Origin of the sequence: Allonocardiopsis opalescens (assembly GCF_003002095.1) — a bacterium.
Lineage (GTDB): Bacteria > Actinomycetota > Actinomycetes > Streptosporangiales > Streptosporangiaceae > Allonocardiopsis > Allonocardiopsis opalescens.
The window spans coordinates 668,790-688,655 of sequence record NZ_PVZC01000004.1 but is presented as its reverse complement, the minus strand read 5'-3'; the positions used below and the strand labels follow the sequence as shown (position 1 = coordinate 688,655).

The 19,866-nt window shown below is 75.6% G+C and carries 23 protein-coding genes; 14 read left to right on the top strand and 9 right to left on the bottom strand.

Annotation, left to right across the window (positions count from 1 at the left end; genetic code table 11):
- Positions 1-4: 4 nt before the first annotated feature.
- From CLV72_RS16825 to CLV72_RS16800, 6 genes are all read left to right on the top strand, one after another.
- Positions 5-1,543 (top strand): carboxylesterase/lipase family protein, encoded by a 1,539-nt coding sequence (locus CLV72_RS16825; protein WP_245930249.1) that lies wholly within the window; start codon positions 5-7, stop codon positions 1,541-1,543.
- 90 nt (positions 1,544-1,633) lie between these two features.
- A complete protein-coding gene (locus tag CLV72_RS16820; protein ID WP_106246867.1) occupies positions 1,634-2,848 on the top strand; it encodes a ketosynthase chain-length factor in 1,215 nt (404 codons plus the stop codon).
- 69 nt (positions 2,849-2,917) lie between these two features.
- Entirely contained in the window at positions 2,918-3,199 is a 282-nt protein-coding gene (locus CLV72_RS16815; RefSeq protein ID WP_170141001.1) for an acyl carrier protein, read from the top strand.
- A 3-nt stretch (positions 3,200-3,202) separates the two neighbouring features.
- Positions 3,203-4,174, top strand: a complete 972-nt coding sequence (locus CLV72_RS16810; protein ID WP_106246862.1) for an aromatase/cyclase — start codon at positions 3,203-3,205, stop codon at positions 4,172-4,174.
- A complete protein-coding gene (locus tag CLV72_RS16805; protein WP_245930248.1) occupies positions 4,171-5,106 on the top strand; it encodes an MBL fold metallo-hydrolase in 936 nt (311 codons plus the stop codon). Before CLV72_RS16810 ends, CLV72_RS16805 begins: the two co-directional genes overlap by 4 nt.
- Positions 5,107-5,170: 64 nt before the next feature.
- On the top strand, positions 5,171-5,710 hold the full coding sequence (locus CLV72_RS16800; RefSeq protein WP_281262425.1) for a flavin reductase family protein: 540 nt from the start codon (positions 5,171-5,173) through the stop codon (positions 5,708-5,710).
- A gap of 65 nt (positions 5,711-5,775) precedes the next feature.
- On the opposite strand, the gene CLV72_RS16795 is transcribed toward CLV72_RS16800, so the two are convergent.
- A complete protein-coding gene (locus CLV72_RS16795; protein WP_106246860.1) occupies positions 5,776-6,426 on the bottom strand; it encodes a TetR/AcrR family transcriptional regulator in 651 nt (216 codons plus the stop codon).
- A 68-nt stretch (positions 6,427-6,494) separates the two neighbouring features.
- Here CLV72_RS16795 and CLV72_RS16790 point away from each other — a divergent pair, with 68 nt between their 5' ends.
- The 3 genes from CLV72_RS16790 to CLV72_RS16780 all read left to right on the top strand — a co-directional run bounded on the left by CLV72_RS16790 (position 6,495) and on the right by CLV72_RS16780 (position 8,742).
- On the top strand, positions 6,495-6,908 hold the full coding sequence (locus CLV72_RS16790; RefSeq protein ID WP_106246858.1) for a DoxX family protein: 414 nt from the start codon (positions 6,495-6,497) through the stop codon (positions 6,906-6,908).
- 176 nt (positions 6,909-7,084) lie between these two features.
- A complete protein-coding gene (locus CLV72_RS16785) occupies positions 7,085-7,996 on the top strand; it encodes a GNAT family N-acetyltransferase (protein ID WP_106246855.1) in 912 nt (303 codons plus the stop codon).
- 68 nt (positions 7,997-8,064) lie between these two features.
- Positions 8,065-8,742: a hypothetical protein gene (locus CLV72_RS16780; RefSeq protein ID WP_211302891.1), complete on the top strand. Its 678-nt coding sequence runs from the start codon at positions 8,065-8,067 to the stop codon at positions 8,740-8,742.
- 37 nt (positions 8,743-8,779) lie between these two features.
- Here CLV72_RS16780 and CLV72_RS16775 read toward each other — a convergent pair whose 3' ends face one another.
- The 3 genes from CLV72_RS16775 to CLV72_RS16765 are packed head-to-tail and all read right to left on the bottom strand — an operon-like array spanning position 8,780 to position 10,903.
- A complete protein-coding gene (locus CLV72_RS16775) occupies positions 8,780-9,616 on the bottom strand; it encodes an MBL fold metallo-hydrolase (RefSeq protein WP_106246853.1) in 837 nt (278 codons plus the stop codon).
- Positions 9,610-10,014, bottom strand: a complete 405-nt coding sequence (locus CLV72_RS16770; protein ID WP_211302890.1) for a dihydrofolate reductase family protein — start codon at positions 10,012-10,014, stop codon at positions 9,610-9,612. The genes CLV72_RS16775 and CLV72_RS16770 overlap by 7 nt, the downstream gene beginning before the upstream one ends.
- Before the next feature lie 43 nt (positions 10,015-10,057).
- The gene (locus CLV72_RS16765; protein WP_211302889.1) at positions 10,058-10,903 is read right to left on the bottom strand and encodes a DMT family transporter; all 846 of its coding nucleotides are present in this window, start codon (positions 10,901-10,903) and stop codon (positions 10,058-10,060) included.
- Between the two features lie 128 nt (positions 10,904-11,031).
- On the opposite strand from CLV72_RS16765, the gene pdxR reads away from it, so the two are divergent.
- On the top strand, positions 11,032-12,480 hold the full coding sequence (gene pdxR / locus CLV72_RS16760) for a MocR-like pyridoxine biosynthesis transcription factor PdxR (RefSeq protein WP_106246850.1): 1,449 nt from the start codon (positions 11,032-11,034) through the stop codon (positions 12,478-12,480).
- Positions 12,481-12,487: 7 nt separating this feature from the next.
- Here the strand turns inward: pdxR and CLV72_RS16755 are convergent, their stop codons facing one another.
- The gene (locus CLV72_RS16755; RefSeq protein WP_106246848.1) at positions 12,488-13,471 is read right to left on the bottom strand and encodes an alpha/beta fold hydrolase; all 984 of its coding nucleotides are present in this window, start codon (positions 13,469-13,471) and stop codon (positions 12,488-12,490) included.
- Positions 13,472-13,473: 2 nt separating this feature from the next.
- Entirely contained in the window at positions 13,474-14,433 is a 960-nt protein-coding gene (locus CLV72_RS16750; RefSeq protein WP_106246846.1) for a helix-turn-helix transcriptional regulator, read from the bottom strand.
- Positions 14,434-14,495: 62 nt separating this feature from the next.
- Here CLV72_RS16750 and CLV72_RS16745 point away from each other — a divergent pair, with 62 nt between their 5' ends.
- On the top strand, positions 14,496-15,692 hold the full coding sequence (locus tag CLV72_RS16745) for a winged helix DNA-binding domain-containing protein (protein WP_106246844.1): 1,197 nt from the start codon (positions 14,496-14,498) through the stop codon (positions 15,690-15,692).
- Positions 15,693-15,784: 92 nt separating this feature from the next.
- The gene (locus CLV72_RS16740) at positions 15,785-16,129 is read left to right on the top strand and encodes an ArsR/SmtB family transcription factor (protein ID WP_106246842.1); all 345 of its coding nucleotides are present in this window, start codon (positions 15,785-15,787) and stop codon (positions 16,127-16,129) included.
- A 15-nt stretch (positions 16,130-16,144) separates the two neighbouring features.
- On the opposite strand, the gene CLV72_RS33305 is transcribed toward CLV72_RS16740, so the two are convergent.
- On the bottom strand, positions 16,145-17,080 hold the full coding sequence (locus CLV72_RS33305) for a GNAT family N-acetyltransferase (RefSeq protein WP_106246839.1): 936 nt from the start codon (positions 17,078-17,080) through the stop codon (positions 16,145-16,147).
- Between the two features lie 37 nt (positions 17,081-17,117).
- Positions 17,118-17,696, bottom strand: coding sequence for a TetR family transcriptional regulator (locus tag CLV72_RS16730; RefSeq protein WP_106246836.1), 579 nt, complete (start codon positions 17,694-17,696; stop codon positions 17,118-17,120).
- Positions 17,697-17,834: 138 nt separating this feature from the next.
- On the opposite strand from CLV72_RS16730, the gene CLV72_RS16725 reads away from it, so the two are divergent.
- Both CLV72_RS16725 and CLV72_RS16720 read left to right on the top strand, forming a co-directional pair.
- A complete protein-coding gene (locus tag CLV72_RS16725; protein ID WP_106246833.1) occupies positions 17,835-18,416 on the top strand; it encodes a DUF3224 domain-containing protein in 582 nt (193 codons plus the stop codon).
- Positions 18,417-18,502: 86 nt separating this feature from the next.
- Positions 18,503-19,270 carry a PH domain-containing protein gene (locus CLV72_RS16720; protein WP_106246830.1) on the top strand — a complete coding sequence of 256 codons (768 nt, stop codon included), beginning with the start codon at positions 18,503-18,505 and terminating at the stop codon, positions 19,268-19,270.
- 5 nt (positions 19,271-19,275) lie between these two features.
- Here the strand turns inward: CLV72_RS16720 and CLV72_RS16715 are convergent, their stop codons facing one another.
- A complete protein-coding gene (locus CLV72_RS16715; RefSeq protein WP_281262424.1) occupies positions 19,276-19,830 on the bottom strand; it encodes a sugar O-acetyltransferase in 555 nt (184 codons plus the stop codon).
- Positions 19,831-19,866 lie beyond the last annotated feature (36 nt).

The following is a 19,866-nucleotide window of genomic DNA, read 5'->3' as shown; positions in this document are numbered from 1 at the left end:
AACCATGCGTCCCCACGGGGCACCCGCGATGAGCCGGCACGTCACCGTACGGCTCAGCAGCGGCGCCGTCCGGGGCCGCCGACTCGACGGCTACCAGTCGTTCCAGGGCATCCCCTACGCCGCGCCCCCGGTCGGCGAGCGGCGCTGGCGGGCCCCGGCACCGGTCGAGCCGTGGACCGGGGTCCGCGACGCGACCGAGCCGGCCGGCCCCGCGCCGCAGCCGGCCCAGCCCTTCGCCGCCGCCTCCCTCGACGAGGACTGCCTGACCCTGGACGTCACCGTGCCCGACGCGGCGCCGCCCGCCCAGGGCGCGGGGCGCCCGGTGATCATCTGGCTGCACGGCGGCGGCGGGACCAACGGCGGCAGCGCCGGCTTCGACCCCCACCGGCTCGCCGCCGCAGGCGGCGCCGTCGTGGTCGCGCCCAACGCCCGGCTCGGCGTGCTGGCCTGCTTCGGCCACCCCGGACTGGCCGACGGCGGCACCTTCGGCCTGCAGGACCAGCAGGCCGCGCTGCGCTGGGTGCGGCGGGAGATCGCGCGCTTCGGCGGCGACCCCGGCCGGGTGGCGCTCGTCGGCTCCTCCTACGGCGCCCTCATGATCGCGGCGCACCTCGTGTCGCCCGCCTCGGCCGGGCTGTTCCACCGCGCGATCCTGCAGAGCCCCTTCTCGGTCCTGGGCGCCACCCCCGCGCACACCCTCATCCCCGGCGTCCCGGCGCTCCCGCCGCGCTGGATCCCGGCCGCCGAACTGGAGCGCTTCGGAGCGGCCACCGCCGCCGAGCACGGCTGGACAGCGCCCGGCGACGACCCGGAGGCGGCGCTCGCACGGCTGCGGCGGGTACCGGTGGCCGAACTGCTCCAGGCGACGGACGCCTTCATCCGCCCCGCCTACGGCGGCGCGACCCTGCCGGAGTCGCCCGGAACGGCGCTGCCCGCCGGCCGCTTCCACCGGATGCCGGTGATGCTGGGCACCACACTGGACGAGGCGCGGTTCTTCGTCGGCCTCTTCGCCGAACTCGCCGGCCGCCCCGTCACGGCGGAGGGCTACCCGCGGCTGCTCGCTGAAGCCTTCGGCGGCGCCGCCGCCGAGATCGCCCGGCACTACCCGCTCGACCGCTTCCCGACGCCCGGCCTCGCCTGGGCGCAGATCAGCACGGACCGGGCCTGGGCGCGCCCCACCTGGGAGCTGGGCCGCGCCCTGGCCGAGCACACCGGCACCTGGCTGTATGAGTTCGCCGACCGCGACGCCCCGCAGCCCGTACCGCTCCCGGGCTTCCCGGCCGGCGCCTGCCACGCCGGCGAACTCGCCTACCAGTTCGACCTGCCCGGCGCTCCCCCGCTTCCGGCGGCGCAGCGCGGACTGGCCGACCGGATGAACCGGTACTGGGCCGCCTTCGCCGCCCACGGCGAGCCCGCCGGCGCCGGGCTGCCGGACTGGCCCGGCTTCGAAACCGGCCACGTCCAGTCGCTGGCCCCCGAGCACATCGGCGGCACCGACTACGCCGCCGAGCACCGCCTGGACCTGTGGGAGCGGATGCCCTGAGACCGGGGCTTCCCCGCCGACCGGGTCGTCAGCGCGAGGGGTGGAGGAGACGAGCGCGATGGTGCTGCGCCGCCGCCGGGGAGCGCGCGGATGAGCGCCTACGTGACCGGGCTGGGCGTCGTCGCCCCCAACGGGCCGGGCGCGGAGCCGTTCTGGGCGGCGACCCTCGCGGGGCGGAGCGGGGTCGCCACCCTCGCCCGCTTCGACGTGTCGCGCTACCCGGTGCGGCTGGCCGGGCAGCTGCCGGACTTCGACGCCGCCGCGCACCTGCCGGGCCGGCTGCTGCCGCAGACCGACGTGTCGACCCGGATGGCACTGGTGGCGGCCGACCAGGCACTGACCGACGCCGCGATCGACCCCGGCCTGTTCACCGACTACGACATGGGCGTGGTGACCTCCAACGCCGCCGGCGGCTTCGCGTTCACCCACCGCGAGTTCAAGAAGCTGTGGTCGCAGGGGCCGCGCGCCGTCAGCGTGTACGAGTCCTTCGCCTGGTTCTACGCGGTCAACACCGGCCAGATCTCCATCCGGCACACGATGCGCGGGCCCGGCAGCGCGCTGGTGGCCGAGCAGGCCGGCGGCCTGGACGCCGTCGGCCACGCCCGCCGCACCATCGGCCGCGGCACCCCGCTGGTCGTCACCGGCGGGGTGGACTCCGCCCTCGACCCCTGGGGCTGGGTCGCCCAGATCTCCAGCGGCCGGCTCAGCGCCTCCGCCGACCCCCGGCGGGCCTACCTGCCGTTCGACGCCCGCGCGTGCGGCTACGTGCCCGGCGAGGGAGGCGCGATCCTGGTGCTGGAGGACGCGGCGACGGCCCGGGTGCGCGGCGCGCGGGTCTACGGCGAGATCGCCGGGTACGCCGCCACCTTCGACCCCGCGCCCGGCTCGGGCCGGCCGCCCGGCCTGCGCCGCGCCGCCGAGCTGGCGCTGGCCGACGCCGGGGCCGCCCCCGGGGACGTCGACGCGGTCTTCGCCGACGGCTCGGGCGTGCCCGAGGAGGACCGCGCCGAGGCCGAGGCGATCCGCGGCCTGTTCGGGCCGGGCGGGGTGGCGGTCACCGTGCCCAAGGCGCTCACCGGCCGGCTGTACTCCGGCGGCGGGCCGCTGGACCTGGTCGCGGCGCTGCTGGCCGTGCGCGACGGGATGATCCCGGCCTCGGGCGGCACCGCGGAGGTGCCCGCCGAGTACGGGATCGACCTGGTGCGCGGCGCGCCGCGGGCGGCGTCCGTGCGCACCGCGCTGGTGCTGGCGCGCGGGCGGTGGGGCTTCAACTCGGCCGTCGTCGTCCGCCAGGTCCCGCAGTAGCCGGACCGGTTCGCGAAGCGGAGCGCGAACCCGCGCCGAACCGGGAACACCGACACACGGAGGAACACCATGAGCAGTCCGATGACCATCGACGACCTGCGCCGGATGCTGATCGCCTGCGCCGGCGAGACCCGCCCCGCCGCCTTGGCGGGCGACTTCGCCGACCGCGACTTCGAGGAGCTGGGCTACGACTCGCTGGCCCTGATGGAGACCGCGGCCCGCATCCAGGACGCCTACGGGGTGCGCATCCCCGACGAGCGGGTGGCGGACCTGCGCACCCCGCGCGCCGTGCTCGACGCCGTCAACGGCGCCCCCGCCGCAAGCCGAACGACCCGTCCAGGAAGGACCTGACCGATGAGCGAACCCAACCGGCGCGACACGGCGCACTCGTGCGTGGTGTCCGCGCCCGCCGACGTCCTGTACGGGCTGGTGGCCGACGTGACGCGCTGGCCGGTGGTCTTCGAGCCGTGCGTGCACGCCCGCTTCCTGGAGCGCGGCGCGCGCGAGGAGCGGATCGGGGTGTGGGCGAGGGTCGGCGGCGAGGTGCGGTCGTGGACCTCGCGGCGCCTCCTGGACCCCGCCCGGCTGCGCATAGCCTTCCGCCAGGAGCGGGGCGCCGACCCGATCGCGTCCATGTCCGGCGCGTGGAGCTTCCGGGCGCTGGCCGGCGTCCGCACCGAGGTGGTGCTCACCCACTCCTTCACGGCGGCGGGCGACGGGTCGGCGCTGGACTGGATCGCCGCGGCGGTGGACGCCAACAGCGAGCGGGAGCTGGCCGCCCTGCGCCGGCTCGCCGAGCAGGAGCAGCCCGTGGACGAGCTGGTGTTCTCCTTCACCGACCAGGTGCGCCTGCCGGGGGCGGCCGCCGACGCCTACGAGTTCGTGCGCCGCGCCGACCTGTGGCCGCGGCGGCTGCCGCACGTCGGCCGGGTGCGGCTGACCGAGGATCCGCCGGGAGTGCAGGACCTGGAGATGGACACCGTCACCGCCGACGGCACCGCGCACACCACCCGCTCGATCCGGCTGTGCTTCCCCGCCGAGCGGATCGTCTACAAGCAGCTGGTGCCGCCCGCCCTGCTGTTCGGGCACAGCGGCGCCTGGGACTTCGCGCCGGCCCGGGGCGGCGGCAGCGTCGTCACCGCCCGGCACACCGTCGGGATCAGCCCCGGGGCGGTGCGCGAGGCGCTGGGCGCGGGCGTCACCCTCGCCGAGGCGCGCGGGCGGCTGCGCGAGGCGCTGGGCGCCAACAGCAGGGCGACGATCGCGCACGCGGGCGAGCACGCGCACGCCGCCGGGGTCGGCGGTGGGACGGGGGCGGTGGCGTGAGCGCGGAGGCGGGAACCGCCGCGCCGCGGGTGGCGGCGCGGCTGGAGGAGGTCGCCGACGGCGTCTTCGCCTACACGCAGCTGCCCGGCGGCTGGTGCGTCAGCAACGCAGGAGTCGTCGTCGGCTCCCAGGGGGCGCTGGTGGTGGACACGCTGGCCACCGAGCCCCGCGCGCTGGCGCTGCGCGAGGCCGTGGACCGGCGCTGGCCCGGTCTGGCGCGCACGATCGTCAACACCCACCACCACGGCGACCACAACTACGGCAACCACGTCTTCGGGCCCGGCACCCCGATCCTCGCCCACGAGCGGGCACCGGAGGAGATGGCCGAGGCCGGGTTGGCGCTGACTGCGCTGTGGCCCGAGGTGGAGTGGGGGGACGTGCGCGTCACCCTGCCGACCGTCACCTTCGCCGAGCGAGCGCGGGTGCACGTGGGCGGGCGCGCCGTCGAACTGCTCTACGTGGGGCCCGCGCACACCACCAACGACGTGGTGGCCTGGCTGCCCGAGGAGCGGGTGCTGTTCGCCGGGGACGTGCTGATGTCGGGCTGCGCCCCGTTCAACCTGATGGGCTCGGTGGCCGGGGCGCTCACCGCCGTGGACCGGCTGCGCGCGCTGCAGCCGCGCACGATCGTGTGCGGCCACGGGCCCGTGGCCGGGCCCGAGGTGCTCGACGACGCCGCCGACTACCTGGAGTGGGTGCAGTGGCTGGCCCTGGAGGGCCGGGCCAGGGGCATGGGCCCGCTGGAGATGGCGCGCGAGGCGGGCCGGGAGAAGTTCGAGCACCTCATCGACTCCGAGCGCATCGTCGGCAACCTGCACCGCGCCTACGCGGAGCTGGACGGCGGGCCGCTGGGGCGGCCGCTGGACGTGATGGCCGTCTACGGCGAGATGGTCGCCTACAACGGCGGGCGGATGCCGCAATGCCTCGCCTGAGCCGGGCGCGGCGGACCGCGACGAGCAGGGCGCCGGCCTGGCGCAGGAAGGCGGAGAGGGCACCGTGATCCCCACCGACTCCACCATCAGCGGCGCGCGGCGCCCCGGGCTGGACCCGGCGGCCTTCCGCGACGCCATGGCGCGCTTCCCCAGCGGCGTGGCCATCGTGACCACCCGCGACGAGGACGGCGTCCCGCACGGCTTCACCGCCAGCTCCTTCTGCTCGGTGTCGGCGGACCCGGCGCTGGTGCTGGTCTGCCTGGCCACCAGCGCCGCCTGCTACCCGGTGTTCGAGCGGGCCGAGCACTTCGCCATCAGCATCCTGGGCGAGGCCCATGTCGAGGTGGCGCGGCGCTTCGCCAGCAAGAGCGCCGACAAGTTCGGCCCAGGCGGCTTCGTGCGCACCCCCGGCGGCGGCACCGTGCTCGACGGGGCGCCGGCCGTGGTGGAGTGCGCGGCGCGCAGCCGCCACAGCGCCGGCGACCACGTCATCATGGTCGGCGAGGTCGGCGAAGTGCACCTCGCCGCGGCCGGCCGCCCGGCCGTGTACTTCCAGCGCGGCTTCAACACGCTGTGCCCGTCCGGGCGCGAGGCGGGGGGATAGCGGCCGCGGCTGCCGGGGTCCCGGTCCCTTCCGCGTGCGTCGAGGGACCGGGATCGGGCGTCCCCCTAGAACAGCGCCTCCTGCAAGGAGGCGCGGGCGGATACGCGGTCGTCGCCGTAGCCCACGAACAGCCGCCATGACATGTCCGTGTAGTGCAGCGACACGTGCTCGACCGGCATCAGCCCGGCGACGGCGAGGCTGACCATGCCATGCCACATCGTCCACAGCTGGACGGCCCAGCCCCGGGCGCCCAGCTCGCCGACGTCCTCGAAGCGGCCGGCGTCGACGCAGCGGCGCACGCCGCCGACCAGCCGGCCGAAGGCCTCGTCGCCGCCCGCGGCCGCGCCCGCGCCGCCGTCGAGGCCGGTGGCGCGCTGGCCGATGGGGCGGTCGGGGAACATCTCGCGGTACAGCTGCGGGTGGTCCAGCCCGGTGGTGATGTAGGCGACGCCGCTGGCGGCGAGGTCGGCGACCGGGTCGTCAGTGGGCCGCACGGCGTCCAGCCGCTCGCCGAGCCGGGCGAAGCCCTCGCGCCGCACGGCCTGGCGCACCTCCTCCATGCTGCCGAAATGGGTGTAGACGGCCATGGTCGAGACGCCGACCTCGGCGGCCAGCCTGCGGACGGTGAAGCCCTTGCGGCCCTCCTCGGCCAGCAGCCGCGCGGCGGTGTCGACGAGTTCCGAGCGGACGGCCGGGTCGGCGGGGCGTGGGCTCACGTTGACAAGTATCCCATAACGCCGTTATATAACAGCGTTATGAGTCCGTTCGTCCGCGAGGAGACGCCATGACCGCCACCGCCGAACGGCGCGCCCCGCGCGCCCGCGACCGCGCCGCGGGCGCCGCACTGTGGGTGCTGCAGATCGGCGCCGCGGCCTTCTTCCTGGTCTCGGCGCTGGGCAAGTTCTCCGACGCCCCGATGATCGCCGCCACCTTCGACGCCCTCGGCTTCGGCGAGTGGTTCCAGTACCTCGTCGGCGGCCTTGAGGTGATCGGCGCCGCCGGGCTGCTGGTGCCCCGGCTGGCCGGCGCGGCCGCCCTCGCCTTCGTCGCGCTGATGGCCGGCGCGACCGCGGTGCAGCTGGTCGTGGTGGGCGGCGGCGCCGCCACCCCGCTGGTGCTGCTGGTGCTCAGCGCCGTGGTCGCCTGGGGCCGCCGGGCGTCCACCGCCCGCCTGTGGGCACCGGTGTCCCGGCGCTGACCTGGGCCGACTACCGGAATCCGATTCGACGCGGCGGGTCGCGGTGTGCTTCACTGTCCGCGACGCGCCAGAGCGACCGAGGAGGTGAGCGCGATGTCCCGCAGTACGGCCACTCCGCGCTCCCGCCCGGCTCAGGCGTCGGCCTGACGGGGGCGCACCTCCCGTAAGGATCCACCGTGACCCATCCGGTCATCCGCCCGCTGCGCGCGGGCGAGGAGCACCTGTTCCTGTCCCTGCCCGACCCCGGGCTCCTCGGCATGGCCTACGCGGGGCGCGACTTCCGCGCCACCCTGGCCGCCCGCCAGTACCGCCCCGAGTGGACCTGGGTCGCGCTGCGCGGCGACCGCGTCGTCGCCCGCGCCGCCTGGTGGGCCGGCCCCGACGACACCGAACCGCGCACCCTCGACTGGTTCGACATCGCCGAAGGCGAGCCCGCCGACACCGGCGCGCAGCTGCTGCGCACCGCGAAGATCAGCGCCGACTACTGCCTGGTGCTGCCACCCGCCTGGCGCGAGCGCCCCGAGGTCCGCGCCGCCGCCGAACACCGCCTGGCCGCGGCCCGCCTGGCCGGCATGACCCCGTTCGTCGAACGGCTCCGCTACACCTGGACCCCCGACCAGGGCCTCCCCGAGCGCCCCGGCCGCCTGGAGTTCCGCCCCGCGCCCGACGACGAGGGCATGCTGCCCATCCTGCGCGCCATCCACGAGGGCACCCACGACGCCCACACCCTGCGCGACATCGCCAGACTGGGCCCCGAGGCCGCCGTCCACGAGGACCTGGCCGTCCTCAAGCGGTACCCCGCCCCCCGCAGCTGGTGGCGAACCGCCCACACCCCCGGCGGCGAACTCGTCGGCCTGGCCCTGCCCAGCCGCAACCACACCGGCCCCGTGGTCGGTTTCATCGGCGTCGTCGCCACCCAACGCGGCCACGGCTACGGCTACGACCTCCTGGTGGAGACCACCCACCAACTGGTCGAACGCGGCGCCGACCGCATCATCGCCGAAACCGACCGCACCAACCCCGCCATGGCCGCCGCCTTCACCCGCGCCGGCTACCCGATCACCGAGGAACGCGTCTTCTGGGAGTAGGCCCGTGGCGGCGGGCTGGGACGCACTGCGCCCCGGCCCGCCGCCGGGTCGCGTGGCAGCATGGACCGGTGCCGGACTCCTCCCCCGTGCCGCGCTCGGCGGCTGAGATTCACGCGTACTTCGTCGCGCTGCTGAACAGTGCGCTGCGCCGGCCGGGCATGTTCGGCGGTGAGGTCGAGCTGACGATGCTGACGAGACATCTGCTGTTCGTCGAAGGGCGCGACGGCGCCTGGGAGGACTGGGAGGCGGAGCAGACCTGGCGGGGAGCCTTCAACACGTGCCGGGCGACGGGCGGGTTCGGGCGGCTGCTGCCGGGAGACTCCATGGACTGTGCGGCGGCGTCGCTGTACGCGGAGTTCGCCCAGGCGCAGAGGTGGCTGCGGCCCGACCGGGTGCTCGGCCCGGCCGAGTACGCGTCGATGCGGGCGGGGCTGCGGGAATGGACGACGCGGGACCGGGTGCTCGGTGATGTGCTGACCGCCTTCGGTCCGCCGTCGCTGCGGTGCGGCGGCGCCAATCCGCGCTACGGCAAGACCCTGTGCTACCTGACCGGGCGGCGGGAGGACCCGCTGGTCGCCTTCCACCTGTGGAACGGTTCCGAGCGCGGCGCCGGGGCGGTCTGGCCGCCGCCCTACGACGAGCCCGCCCTGCTGGCCGCCCGGACCGGCTCCGGGCCGTTCGCCGCCACCTTCGCCTTCACCCCCGAAGGGCGGCGGCACCGGCCGGAGCCGCCGGGCGGGTGCTGACGGCGGTTGGTCCGCGTGGCGTGCCCGGGCGGGTGTGCTAGCCGGACGTCGTGTCGCGTCCGTTCCTTTCGGCGAGGCTCCGGGCCTGCCCTTCGTGGATGTCGCTCACCCATTCCCAGCCGGGCCTGGCCGACGGTCCGATGCGCGGGTCGTCGGGAACACGGCCGTCACGCAGGGCGTGCACGTAGGCGCGGTCCTGTCGAATCCGTGCGCGCACCTGATCGGCCACGCCGACGGACCCGTGGCCGGGGACGACGGCATCGACGCCGCCGGCCACGCTCTCCAGCAGCCGCAGCCCGACCAGGTACTCCTCGACCGGGTCGTTGGTGCCCGTGAAGTCGTCGAGCATCGGAATGAACACATCCGAGAGCGTGTCGCCGGCGACGAGGACCCCGCGCTCCTCGATCAGCAGCGCCGCATGGCCCGGTGCGTGCGCCGGATGCTCGATGATCCGGACGTGCGGGCCGTCCCAGGGAATCCGCGCGGTTCCGGCGGGCAGACCGGTGATGAGGCCGAACAGGTCCAGCGGCACCTCGTCGGCGATCTCCGGCGGCAGGCCCCCGGCGGCGCGGGCCCGCCAGTCCGCCTTCGACCGCAGATCCCGCATGAGATCCGCGCAGCGGACCGTGCCGTAGCGGGGCGCTGCGCCGAAGTCGGCATGCCAGAGCACGTGGTCCCAGTCGGGATGCGTCGCGAAGCCCGCCACGACGGGCCGGCCCAGCTCGCGGATGTCGTTCGCGAGGCAGGTCATCTCGCCGCCCGTCAGCCGGGGGTCGACCAGCAGCACGCCGGCCGGGCTCTGCACGACAACGGCGTTGTTCCGCAGCAACTCGCTCTGATGTACCAGCACACCTTCCGCGACCTGCGTCAGCATGGGTGGCTCCTTTGGCGGCCGATGTCCGCCGAGAACACCTCGACGTTCTTGCCGGCGGCGGCCGCCAGGGCGATGGCCACCGCCTCCTCGACGGGGCAGCTGAGGATGGTGATGCCCTCGGCCGGCCGCGCGTCCTCGGGGTGGTGGGTGAGCACGAAGACGGCGCCCTGCCACGAGCCGCCGTAGGGACGCGCGTCGCCGATCGCGCTGTCGAAGCTGTCGCGTCCGGCGAGCACGGCCCCGGTGGTCTCGACGTACTCCTCGATCAGGCCGGGCCGGTTGGCGAAGCCGGCCATCCAGTCCATGGCGTGCCCCGGGCCGGCGATGTAGCCGTCCAGCGACATGCCGAAGTGCCAGAGGACCTTGCCGTCCGCGGTCTGGGGCCCGGTGTCGTACATGAGGGTTTCCTTCGGGTGGGTGGTGGGATCCGTCAGGGGGCGGTCAGCCGGCAGCGATCAGCCCGACGGCCGCCGAGCAGCACACCAGGCCGAGATGCTGCCCGGCGCCGAGGCGCTCACCGAGCAGGGTCCGGGCCAGTAGCACGGTGACGGCCGGGTAGAGCGAGGCGAGCACGGCGACCACGCCGAGATCGGCGAGGTGGCCGGCCTCGACGAACGCGAGGCTGCCGGACGCGCCGAGCAGCCCTGATGTGATCCCCCAGCCCGCGGCGCCCCTGCCGGGCCGCCAGGTCTGTCGCAGCACCGTCGCGACGGCGATGGTGACGAGTGCACCGGTGAGCTGGTTGACGGCCAGGGGCAGAGTACCGGCCGACTCGGGGATCTGGCCGAGGGCCACGAAGAGCACGCCGAACCCGAGGCCGCCCAGCAGGCCGTCGGTGAAGGCGCCGCGGCCTCCGGACGAGGGCCCGGCGCCGTCCGGAACCTGGCGCGAGACCAGCCAGATCCCCGGCAGCGCGAGGACCAGGCCGATCCAGACCAGGGCGACCGGCCGCTCGCCGCCGGCGAGCCCGGCCAGGACCGGCAGGACGGCGGCACTGACCGCCGAGGTGGGAGCGACCAGCGCCATCCGGCCCCGGGACAGCCCCCGGAGCAGGAAGATGCTTCCGGCCGCGCTGCCGAGTCCCGCGAGCAGCGCCCACCCGAAGTCAGCCGGGGTCGGCGTGCCGGGCGAGGCGAGCCCGACGATCACCATCGCCGCGGCGCCGGTCAGCTGGCCGATGAAGACGATGGACATGGTCGGTGCCCGGCGGGCGCCCGCGCCGCCGACGAAGTCCGCCGCGCCGTAGCCGACCGCCGCCAGCAGCGCCAGTGTGATCCCGATGCTCATGTCCTCGGCCTCCATGGTCCGTCGTGATGGATGTCTGCCAGCCTCGCCCGGAACCGGTCCGATGCGAAGGTCCATCCGACCGCCATCGGAGTGGTCCATTCGGCGGCTCAGTGCCCTAGGATCGCCGCGTGACCGTCGACTTCTCCGGGGTGGTGCCCGAACTCGCGCTGGCGGTGGACCGCTCCGCCGGCGTGCCGCTGGGGCACCAGGTCCAGGAGGCGCTGCGCGGCGCGATCCGGTCCGGGAGGCTGCGCTCCGGCGAGCGGCTGCCCTCGACCCGGCAGCTGGCGGACCAGTTGGGTGTGTCCCGGGGCCTGGTGGTCTCGGTGTACGAGCAGCTGCTGGCCGAGGGCTATGTCGTCTCCGCCGTCGGGTCGGGCACCCGGGTCGCCGACGGGGTGACCGGCTCCGGCGGTTCCGCCCCGTCCGGCGCCGCCGAGGCGGACCCCGCGCGCCCGGACCCGGCGCCGGACATCGACTTCGGCTACGGCGTCCCCGACCTGCGCGCCTTCTGCACCCGCGACTGGCTGTGGGCGCTGGGCGACGCCGTCAAGACGATGCCGACCGCTGACTTCGGCGACGGCACCGCCGAGGGCGACGCGCGGCTGCGCGCGGTGCTCGCCGGCTACCACCGGCGGGTGCGGGCCGGCTGCGCCGGCCCCGCGGACACGGTCGTCGTGGGCGGGTTCCGGCAGGGCCTGGCCTTCGTCCTCGGCGCCCTCGCCGCGCACGGCGTCGACCGGATCGGGCTTGAGGACCCGGGCCCGCGTGACCACGACCGCATCGCGCGGCGGGCCGGCCTGCGGGTGTCGGCCGTCCCCGTCGACTCAGAAGGGATCCGGGTCGACCGCCTGCGCGCCGGCGGCGCCCGCGCCGTGCTGCTGACGCCCGCCCACCAGTGCCCGACCGGGGCGGTGCTGAGTCCGGCCCGCCGCCGCGAGCTGGTGGAGTGGGCGCACGAGGTCGACGGGGTGATCCTCGAGGACGACTACGACGCCGAGTTCCGCTACGACCGGCAGCCGGTCGGCTCGCTCCAGGGCCTCGCGCCCGACCGCGTGGTGGCCCTGGGCTCGGTCAGCAAGACCCTGGCGCCCGCCCTCCGCATCGGCTGGGTCTTCACCCCGCCACGCTTCCGCGACGGCGTCCTGACCGAGAAGTACCTCTCCTGCCGCGGCGTCCCCCAGCTCGACCAGGCGGCACTGGCGCGGCTCATCGAGTCCGGCCGCTTCGACCGGCACCTCCGCAAGGTCCGGGACGGCTACCGCCGGCGCCGCGACGCCCTCGTCGCGGCCGTGGCGGAGAAGGTGCCGGGCGCGACCATCACCGGCCTCGACGCCGGTCACCACGCTCTGCTCCGGCTGCCGGCCGGGGTGGACGAGGAGCGGGTCGTCGCGCACGCACGCGACGCGGGCATCGCCGTGCGCGGACTCGGCGACTACCGGGTCACCGCCGACGACGAGGCGGTCCGCGAACCCCTTCCGGCCGCCCTGGTCATCGGCTTCGGCAATGTGACCACGCGCCAGATCCGGGAGGGGATCGGCGTCCTGGGCGGCTTGGTCGCGGCGCAGGCGGGCTGAGCGGGCGTCACACCGCCCGCGTGCGGTCGGCGAGCCAGCCGGCGACGGCCCCGGCGTAGTCGTCGGGGACCTCCAGCGGCAGGAGGTGGCCGACGGAGGCGAAGACGCGCAGGTCCCAGTCGGGGCGGCGAGCGGTGAGGTCGTCGATGAGCGGGCGCTCGATCAGCGGGTCGCCGTCGCCCCACAGCAGCAGGGTGGGCGCGGCCAGCCGGCCGATCACGGCGTGCACCGGCGCCCGGTTGACGTACATGGCCGACATGGCCGACGCGAGCGCCGAGACGCCGTCGCCCAGGCGGCGGGGGCTCATGCCCGCCAGTTCGTCGCTCCACAGCGCGGCGGTCTCGGGCGAGCGGCGCGAGGGGTCGCCGCCCAGCAGGTCGAGCCCGCCAGGCGCCCGGCCCTCGGGGCCGGCGTACCAGTCGCGCTTGAGGTCGAGCAGGCGTCTGCCGGTGACGCGGAGCAGGCCGCGGGCCAGCGGCGGGCCCGCGGCGATCAGCACCCGCCCGGCCGTGTTCCAGAACCGCTCGTCCGCCGGGGGCACCGGCTGCGGCAGCGCGGGCGCCACCAGCACCAGTCCGTCCACGCGCGCCGGGACCAGGTCGGCGAAGAGCAGCGCGACCAGGCCGCCCATGGACCAGCCGTGCACGACGACGCGGTCCAGGCCGAGCGCGTCGGTGAAGGCGCGCAGGAACAGCGCGTTGGATCCGGCGCGCGGGGCGTCGCCGCGGGCGGCGCGGGTGTGCCCGGCGATGGTGCCCGGCAGGTCGGGCGCGATCACCCGGCCGTGCGCCGTCAGCGGCCTGATCGCGTCCAGCCAGTTGGTGGCGCTGCCCGCCATCGGGTGCACCAGCAGGTGGACGGGGGCGCCGGCCGGCGCCTCGGGGGCGGCGTCGGCGGTGAGCATGTGCACGTCGGCGCCGTCGATGTGCAGCGACTCGCTGCGGATGCCGGCCCAGCGGGGCGCGCGCTCGCCCCAGTCGGAGTAGCGCATGCTCAGGTCTCCCTCCGGGCGGCGCGGCGCAGCCGCCGCTCGATCACCGCCATCGCGTCGAGCAGTTCGGGCGGGCCGTCGACCTCGAAGTCCAGGTCGAGCATGGCGAGGTAGGCGGCGAGCAGCCGGGGCGACTCGGCTCCGGCGTGCACCAGGCAGGTCCGCTCGTCGACGGCCTCCACCTGCACCGCCGCCGACAGCCAGGGGCGCAGCTGCTCGGCCGAGGCGTGCACGGTTACGGCGGCACGGTACCGCATCGGGGCGGCGTCCACGCCGCGGGCGACGTATCCGGCGATGTCGGGATCGGGCGGCTCGCGCGGGGTGAAGCGAGGGCCGTCGGGGCTGCGCAGCTCGATGCGGTCGACCCGGAAGGTGCGCCAGTCGGCGCGGCCGGTGTCGTAGCCGACCAGGTACCAGCGCCGTCCGTGGCTGACCAGCCGGTAGGGCTCGACATCGCGGGTGCGCACCGCGCCCTCATGATCGCGGTAGTCGAAGCGCAGCCGGTGCCGGTCGCGGGCCGCGGACGCGATGCGGGTCAGCGCCGCGGCGTCCACGACCGGGCCTCCCAGCGGCACCGGCAGCAGGTGGGTCTGCACCGCGTTGACGCGGCGGCGCAGCCGCTCGGGCAGCACCTGCTCGAGTTTGGCCAGGGCGCGCACCGAGGTCTCCTCGATACCGGCGACGGTGCCGCCCGCGGCGGTGCGCAGGCCCACGGCGACCGCGACGGCCTCCTCGTCGTCCAGCAGCAGCGGCGGCAGCTCCGCGCCCGCGCCCAGCCGGTAGCCGCCGCCCGCGCCGGACACGGCGTGCACCGGGTAGCCCAGCGCGCGCAGCTTCTCGACGTCCTTGCGGATGGTGCGCGCGCTGACGCCCAGGCGCTCGGCCAGCTCGGGCCCTGGCCAGTCGCGGCGCGCCTGCAGCAGCGACAGCAGGCGCAGCAGTCGGGCCGAGGTCTCCAGCATGCTCCCGATTCTGGCAGCCATCGCGGAACGGAACGTTCCGTGATGGCTGCCAGTCTGGCGGCATGAGCCAGAGCACCCCCGTCCTGACCCGGTCCGCGCGTCCGCAGGTACTGACCCGCCGGGCGCTGAACCGCGCCGTGCTGGAGCGGCAGCTGCTGCTGCGGCGGGCCGCGCTGCCGGCGCACGCCGCCGTCGAGCACCTGGCCGGACTCCAGGGCCAGGAGGCCGACGCCCCCTACATCGGGCTATGGACCCGGCTGGAGGACTTCGAGACCGACGCGCTCAGCGCGCTGCGCCACGACCGGAGCGTGGTGCGCTCCTCGCTGCTGCGCGGCACCCAGCACCTGGTCACCGCCGAGGACTACCGGTGGATGCGGCCGCTGGTGAGCCCGGTGCTGCGGCGCGGCCGGCAGGCGGCCTTCGGCCGCGCCACCCGGGGCCTGGACCTGGCGGAGCTGGCCGAGGAGGCCCGCGGGCTGCTGGCCGGGCGCACCCTCACCCGCCAGCAGCTGGGCCGGCTGCTGGCCGAGCGCCGCCCCGGGCTCCCGCCCACCGCGCTGGGCTGGTCGGCCCAGGCGATGCTCGCGCTCGTTCATCCGCCGCCCAACGGCCTGTGGCGGACCGGCGGCGCCACCCCGTTCGCGCTGGCCGAGGAGTGGCTGGGCGCGCCGGTGCCCGAGCTGCCCGCCGACCCGGCCGATCCGGCGCACGCCGCCGCACGCGAGCGGCTGGTCCGCCGCTACCTGGCCGCGTTCGGACCGGCGAGCGTCCGCGACGTGCAGGCGTGGTCGGGGCGGACCCGGCTGGCCGCCGACGTGGACCGGCTCCGCCCGGAGCTGCGGGTGTTCCGCGGCGAGGACGGCCGCGAGCTGTTCGACCTGCCCGGCGCCGCGCTGCCGGACCCCGACGTGCCGGCACCGGTGCGCTTCCTGCCGGAGTTCGACAACCTCGTCGTCGGCCACGCCGACCGCACCCGGATGATGACCGACGCCGTGCGCGCCCGGGTCTGCGTCGGCGCGGTGGTGCTGCCGACGGTCCTGGTCGACGGCACCGTCCAGGCGTGCTGGTCCCTCGACCTGCACCGCGGCCCGAGGGGGCGCGTCGAGCCGGACGGCCCGGCGGCGCTGACCGTGGACCTCTTCTTCAGGGTGAGCCCGGCCGAGCGCGAGGCGATCGCCGAGGAGGGGGCGCGGCTGCTGGCCTTCGCCGCGCCGGAGGCGGCGGCGCGCGAGGTGCGCATCAGCGGCCCCGCCGGCTGACCGCTCCCCCGCGGCCGCCGGCCGGGCTTGACCGCTGTGCCACCCCTTGCCTATAGTCAACACATTGGTTGATAAAGGGATGGGTAGACAACGTGGCCGATGAAGGCGAGGACGAGCGGCTGGACCGCGCGTTCGCCGCGCTGGGCGATCCGGTGCGGCGGGCGCTGATCGCCCGGCTGTCGCGCGGCGACGCGACCGTCAACGAGCTGGCCGAACCGTTCTCGATCACCAAGCAGGCCGTCTCCCGGCACATCCAGGTACTGGAGGCGGCGGGCCTGATTACCCGCAGCCGCGACGGCCAGCGCCGCCCCTGCCACCTGGATCCGGCCGCTCTGGCGGAGCTGACCAGCTGGATCGACACCTACCGGCTGGCGGTCGAGCAGCGGCACCGGCGGCTGGACGAGCTGCTGGAGGCGATGAAGGAGGACGAGGGCTGAAGCGGCGCGCGACCGTCATCCTCGACCTGAGCCTGAGCCCGGCGCGTCGGCGGTGTAGAGGACGAAGGGCTCGCCGCGGTGGGTGATGGGGCGCGGGCGCGACATGCCCAGGCGCTCCATCACCGCGCGGGAGCGGGTGTTGTGCGGCTCGGTGAAGGCGACCACCTGCTCGGCGCCGAGTTCGGTGAAGGCGAAGGCCAGGGCGGCGCGGCCGATCTCGGTGGCGAAGCCGCGGCCGCGCAGGTGGTCGCGGACGGTCCAGCCGGCCTCCAGGCGGCGGGCGCCGTCGACCTCGGTCAGGGACAGGCCGCCCCTGCCCACGAGTTCGCCGGTGGAGCGCTCGTAGGCGATCCACTTGTGCACGCCGTCGGCCTCCCAGGCGCGGGCGGCGCGTGCGGCGTAGGAGGCGGCGGTCTCCGCGCTCCAGCGGCCGGCGTGCCAGTGGGCGACGGCCTCGTCGCGGTGGATCGCGTGCAGGTCGGCGGCGTGGCAGGGGCCGATGGGCTCCAGGCGCAGCCGCTCGGTGAGGCGGGTGCGCACCACGCGGGCCACCAGGTCGCGCAGCCGCCGGTCGCCGTCGGTGCGGCCGGCCATCATCAGGTCCAGATCGCCCGGGCCGACCCACGCGCCGGCGTCGTGCCTGCCTTCCTCCAGGCGGGGCGCGGTGAGATCGCCGTCGACCTCCACCAGGTAGTCGAGTTCGCGCCTGACCACGCCGTCCAGGCACCACTCCCAGTCGGCGACGACCGCCTCGACGCGGCGCAGCCGCCAGCCGGTCTCCTCCTCGATCTCGCGGGCCAGCGCCTGCTCGGGCGTCTCCCCCGGCTCCAGGTGGCCGCCGACGATGTCCCAGGTGTCGGGCAGCAGCCTGCGGGTGGCGGTGCGGTGGTGCACGTAGACGCGGTTGGCGGCGTCGCGGATGAATGCGCCCACGCAGGCGGGTTCGCGCATGCCCCGCACCCTACCCGCCGGCACCGACGCGCCCGGCCTAGCGCACGTCGCCCAGCAGCCGTTCCAGGTTCCGCTGGGCCAGCGGGCCGAGCGGTTCGGTACCGCCGCCGTCGGCCCACACCTCCAGGGCGACCCGGAAGGCGGTCATCGCCCCGGCCGCGATCAGGCGCACGCCGGGGCCGTCGGCCGGCTCGCCGGTGCGCTCGGCGGCGAACGCGCGGACCATTGACTCGAAACCGGTGAGCACCCGCAGGTAGCCGCCCGCCAGTGACGGCGTGGTGCTGAGCAGCCGGATCCTGATCAGCTCGCGTTCCGGCGCGGCGTCGTAGATCTCGGCGGCGCGGTCGAACTGCGCCGCGAGCGAGGCGCGTAGGCCCTCGCCGGCGGGACGGTCCCTCAGATGCGTGCCGGCCTCGGTGAGCGCGTCGCGGAACCGGGCCAGCAGCACGTCCTCCTTGTGGCCGAAGTACCGGAAGAACGTGCGCCGGGAGACCAGCACGGACTCGCAGACGTCCTCCAGCGTGGTGGCGTCGTAGCCGCGCTCCTGGAACAGCCGCAGGGCCGCGTCCTCGATCGCCGAGCGCGTCAGCGCCTTCTTCCGCTCCCGCAGGGTCACCGTCCGCCCTTCGCCGCCCGTGGTGGAGGCCCGACCGCCTCACGGGAGAGCATAGCGCCCGGTTGCCAAATGGCACTTAGTGCCATTAGCGTCTGAGTGTCAGAACGAAGAACCCGCGAGAAGGCTTGAGGAGCACAGATGTCCCAGCGGACGGAGACCCGGACGGCGCACGGCGACGCGTCCCTGGAACCGCTCGGCTTCACCCTGCCCCCGCACGACACCGCGTCCGGGCTGGCCGGCGCTGCGACACCCGGGGGGCCCGCGCAGCGCCGCAAGCTCAGCTCCGTGGTCCGCGTGCTGCCGGAGACCTACCGGCGCACCGAGGTCAGCCCGGCCGACGCCAGCGGCGTGCGGCTGGTCACCTACGGCATGACCGAGGAGTTCACCGGCGGCATCACCGGCACCGGCGTCGCCCAGCACGTCGGCGTCCTGCGCGCCGACGGTTCGGGCAGCCTCACCGGCGTGGAGCGGATCGAGGGCACGCTCGGCGGCCGCACCGGGGCCTTCGTGATCAGCTGCGCCGGCTACTACGACGCCGACGGCGTCGCGCACGGCCGCTGGACGGCGGTGGCCGGCTCGGGCACCGGAGAACTCGCCGGGCTGCACGCCGAGGGCGACTTCCGGGTCGCGGCCGGAGCGCCGGGCGGCCCGATCGCGATCGACACCGCGACCTACTGGTTCGAGGACGAGACCGGCTCGGACGCGAACGAATCGCGATGAACCGGTGACCCTGCGCACAGAGCGGATCTAGACTGTGCGCGCCGCCGGGACGGCGGTGCGGGCTCCGAAGCCGAGGGGAGCGGACCATGCGCGTCTACCGGGCACCTGCGGCCAAGGCTCGGATGGTCCTGCTGCCCGGCTGGGCCTTCATGGTGACGGCCTTCATCGCCATGGCCGTCGAGGGCGGCGACGCCCTGCTGATCGGACTCGCCGCCATGTCGCCGTTCGTGGTGCTGCTGGGCCTGCTGCAGCTGCTGGTGGAGCGCAGCGCAACCCTGGTCGACGACGGCGGCGTCGCGCTGAGGGGGCCCTTCCGGACCATCCGGTACCCGTGGTCGCAGATCGCCGACCTGACGGTGGAGTCGGTGGTGGGCGCCGTGTCCGAGACCGGGGTGCCGCGGCCCGGCCCGGGCGGGCGGCCCGATCTGGTGGCGCTCTACGACCGCACCGGCCGCCGGCGCTACCTGCCCGGTTTCAGCAGCGCCACCGTGCCCGGCTTCCACCAGGAGGCGGCCGCGCTGCGCGCGGAGTGGGAGCGGCGGCGCGGCGCCGACTGGACGCCGCCGCCCGGCGCCGTGCCGCACCCGGCCGCCACCCGGGTGCGGATGAGCCCGTGGGTGGTCGGGCTCGGACCGGCGATGATGTGGACGCTGCCGTCGATCCCGGTCGGCGCGATCGTGCTGCTGGTCCCGCTGCTGGCGCTGGGCGTGTGGGAGTACCCCGGGCCTCAGGGGATCATGGCGGTGCTGCTGTCGCCCGCGATGATCACCCTGGGCCCGGCCGCGGTGGTGTTCTGCGTCTCCTACGGCACCGCGGTGGCGCGGGCCCGCCGCGAGAACGAGCTGTCCCGCTAGTCCGCTCAGATCTGGCGGGTGACGCGGGCCGGGTTGCCGACCGCGACCACGTTGGCGGGCAGGTCGCGGGTGACCACCGCTCCGGCGCCCACTACGGTGTTCTCGCCGATGCTCACCCCCGGGCAGACGATCGCGCCGCCGCCGAGCCAGACGTTGTCGCCGATGGTGATCGGCCGCGCCGCCTCCCACTTCTCGCGGCGCGGCTCGGGCTCTACCGGGTGGGTGGGGGTGAGCAGCTGCACGTTCGGGCCGATCTGCACGTCGGCGCCGATGGTGATCGGTGCGACGTCGAGCATGACGGCGCCGAAGTTGACGAAGGTGCGCGCTCCGATGCTGATGTGGGCGCCGTAGTCCACCTGCAGCGGCGGCCGGACCTCGGCGCCCTCGCCCAGCCGGCCCAGCAGCTCCGCCAGCGCGGCGCGCCGGGCGGCGGGGTCGGCCGCCGAGGTGGCGTTGAACGCCTCGCACAGCAGCGCGCCGCGCAGGGCGTCCGCGGCGATCTCGGGGTCGTCGGCGATGTACAGCTCACCGGCGAGCATGCGCTCTTTCTGGCTGGCCACTGCGCTCCCTTCGGCGGGCCGCCCCGGCGGCGGCCC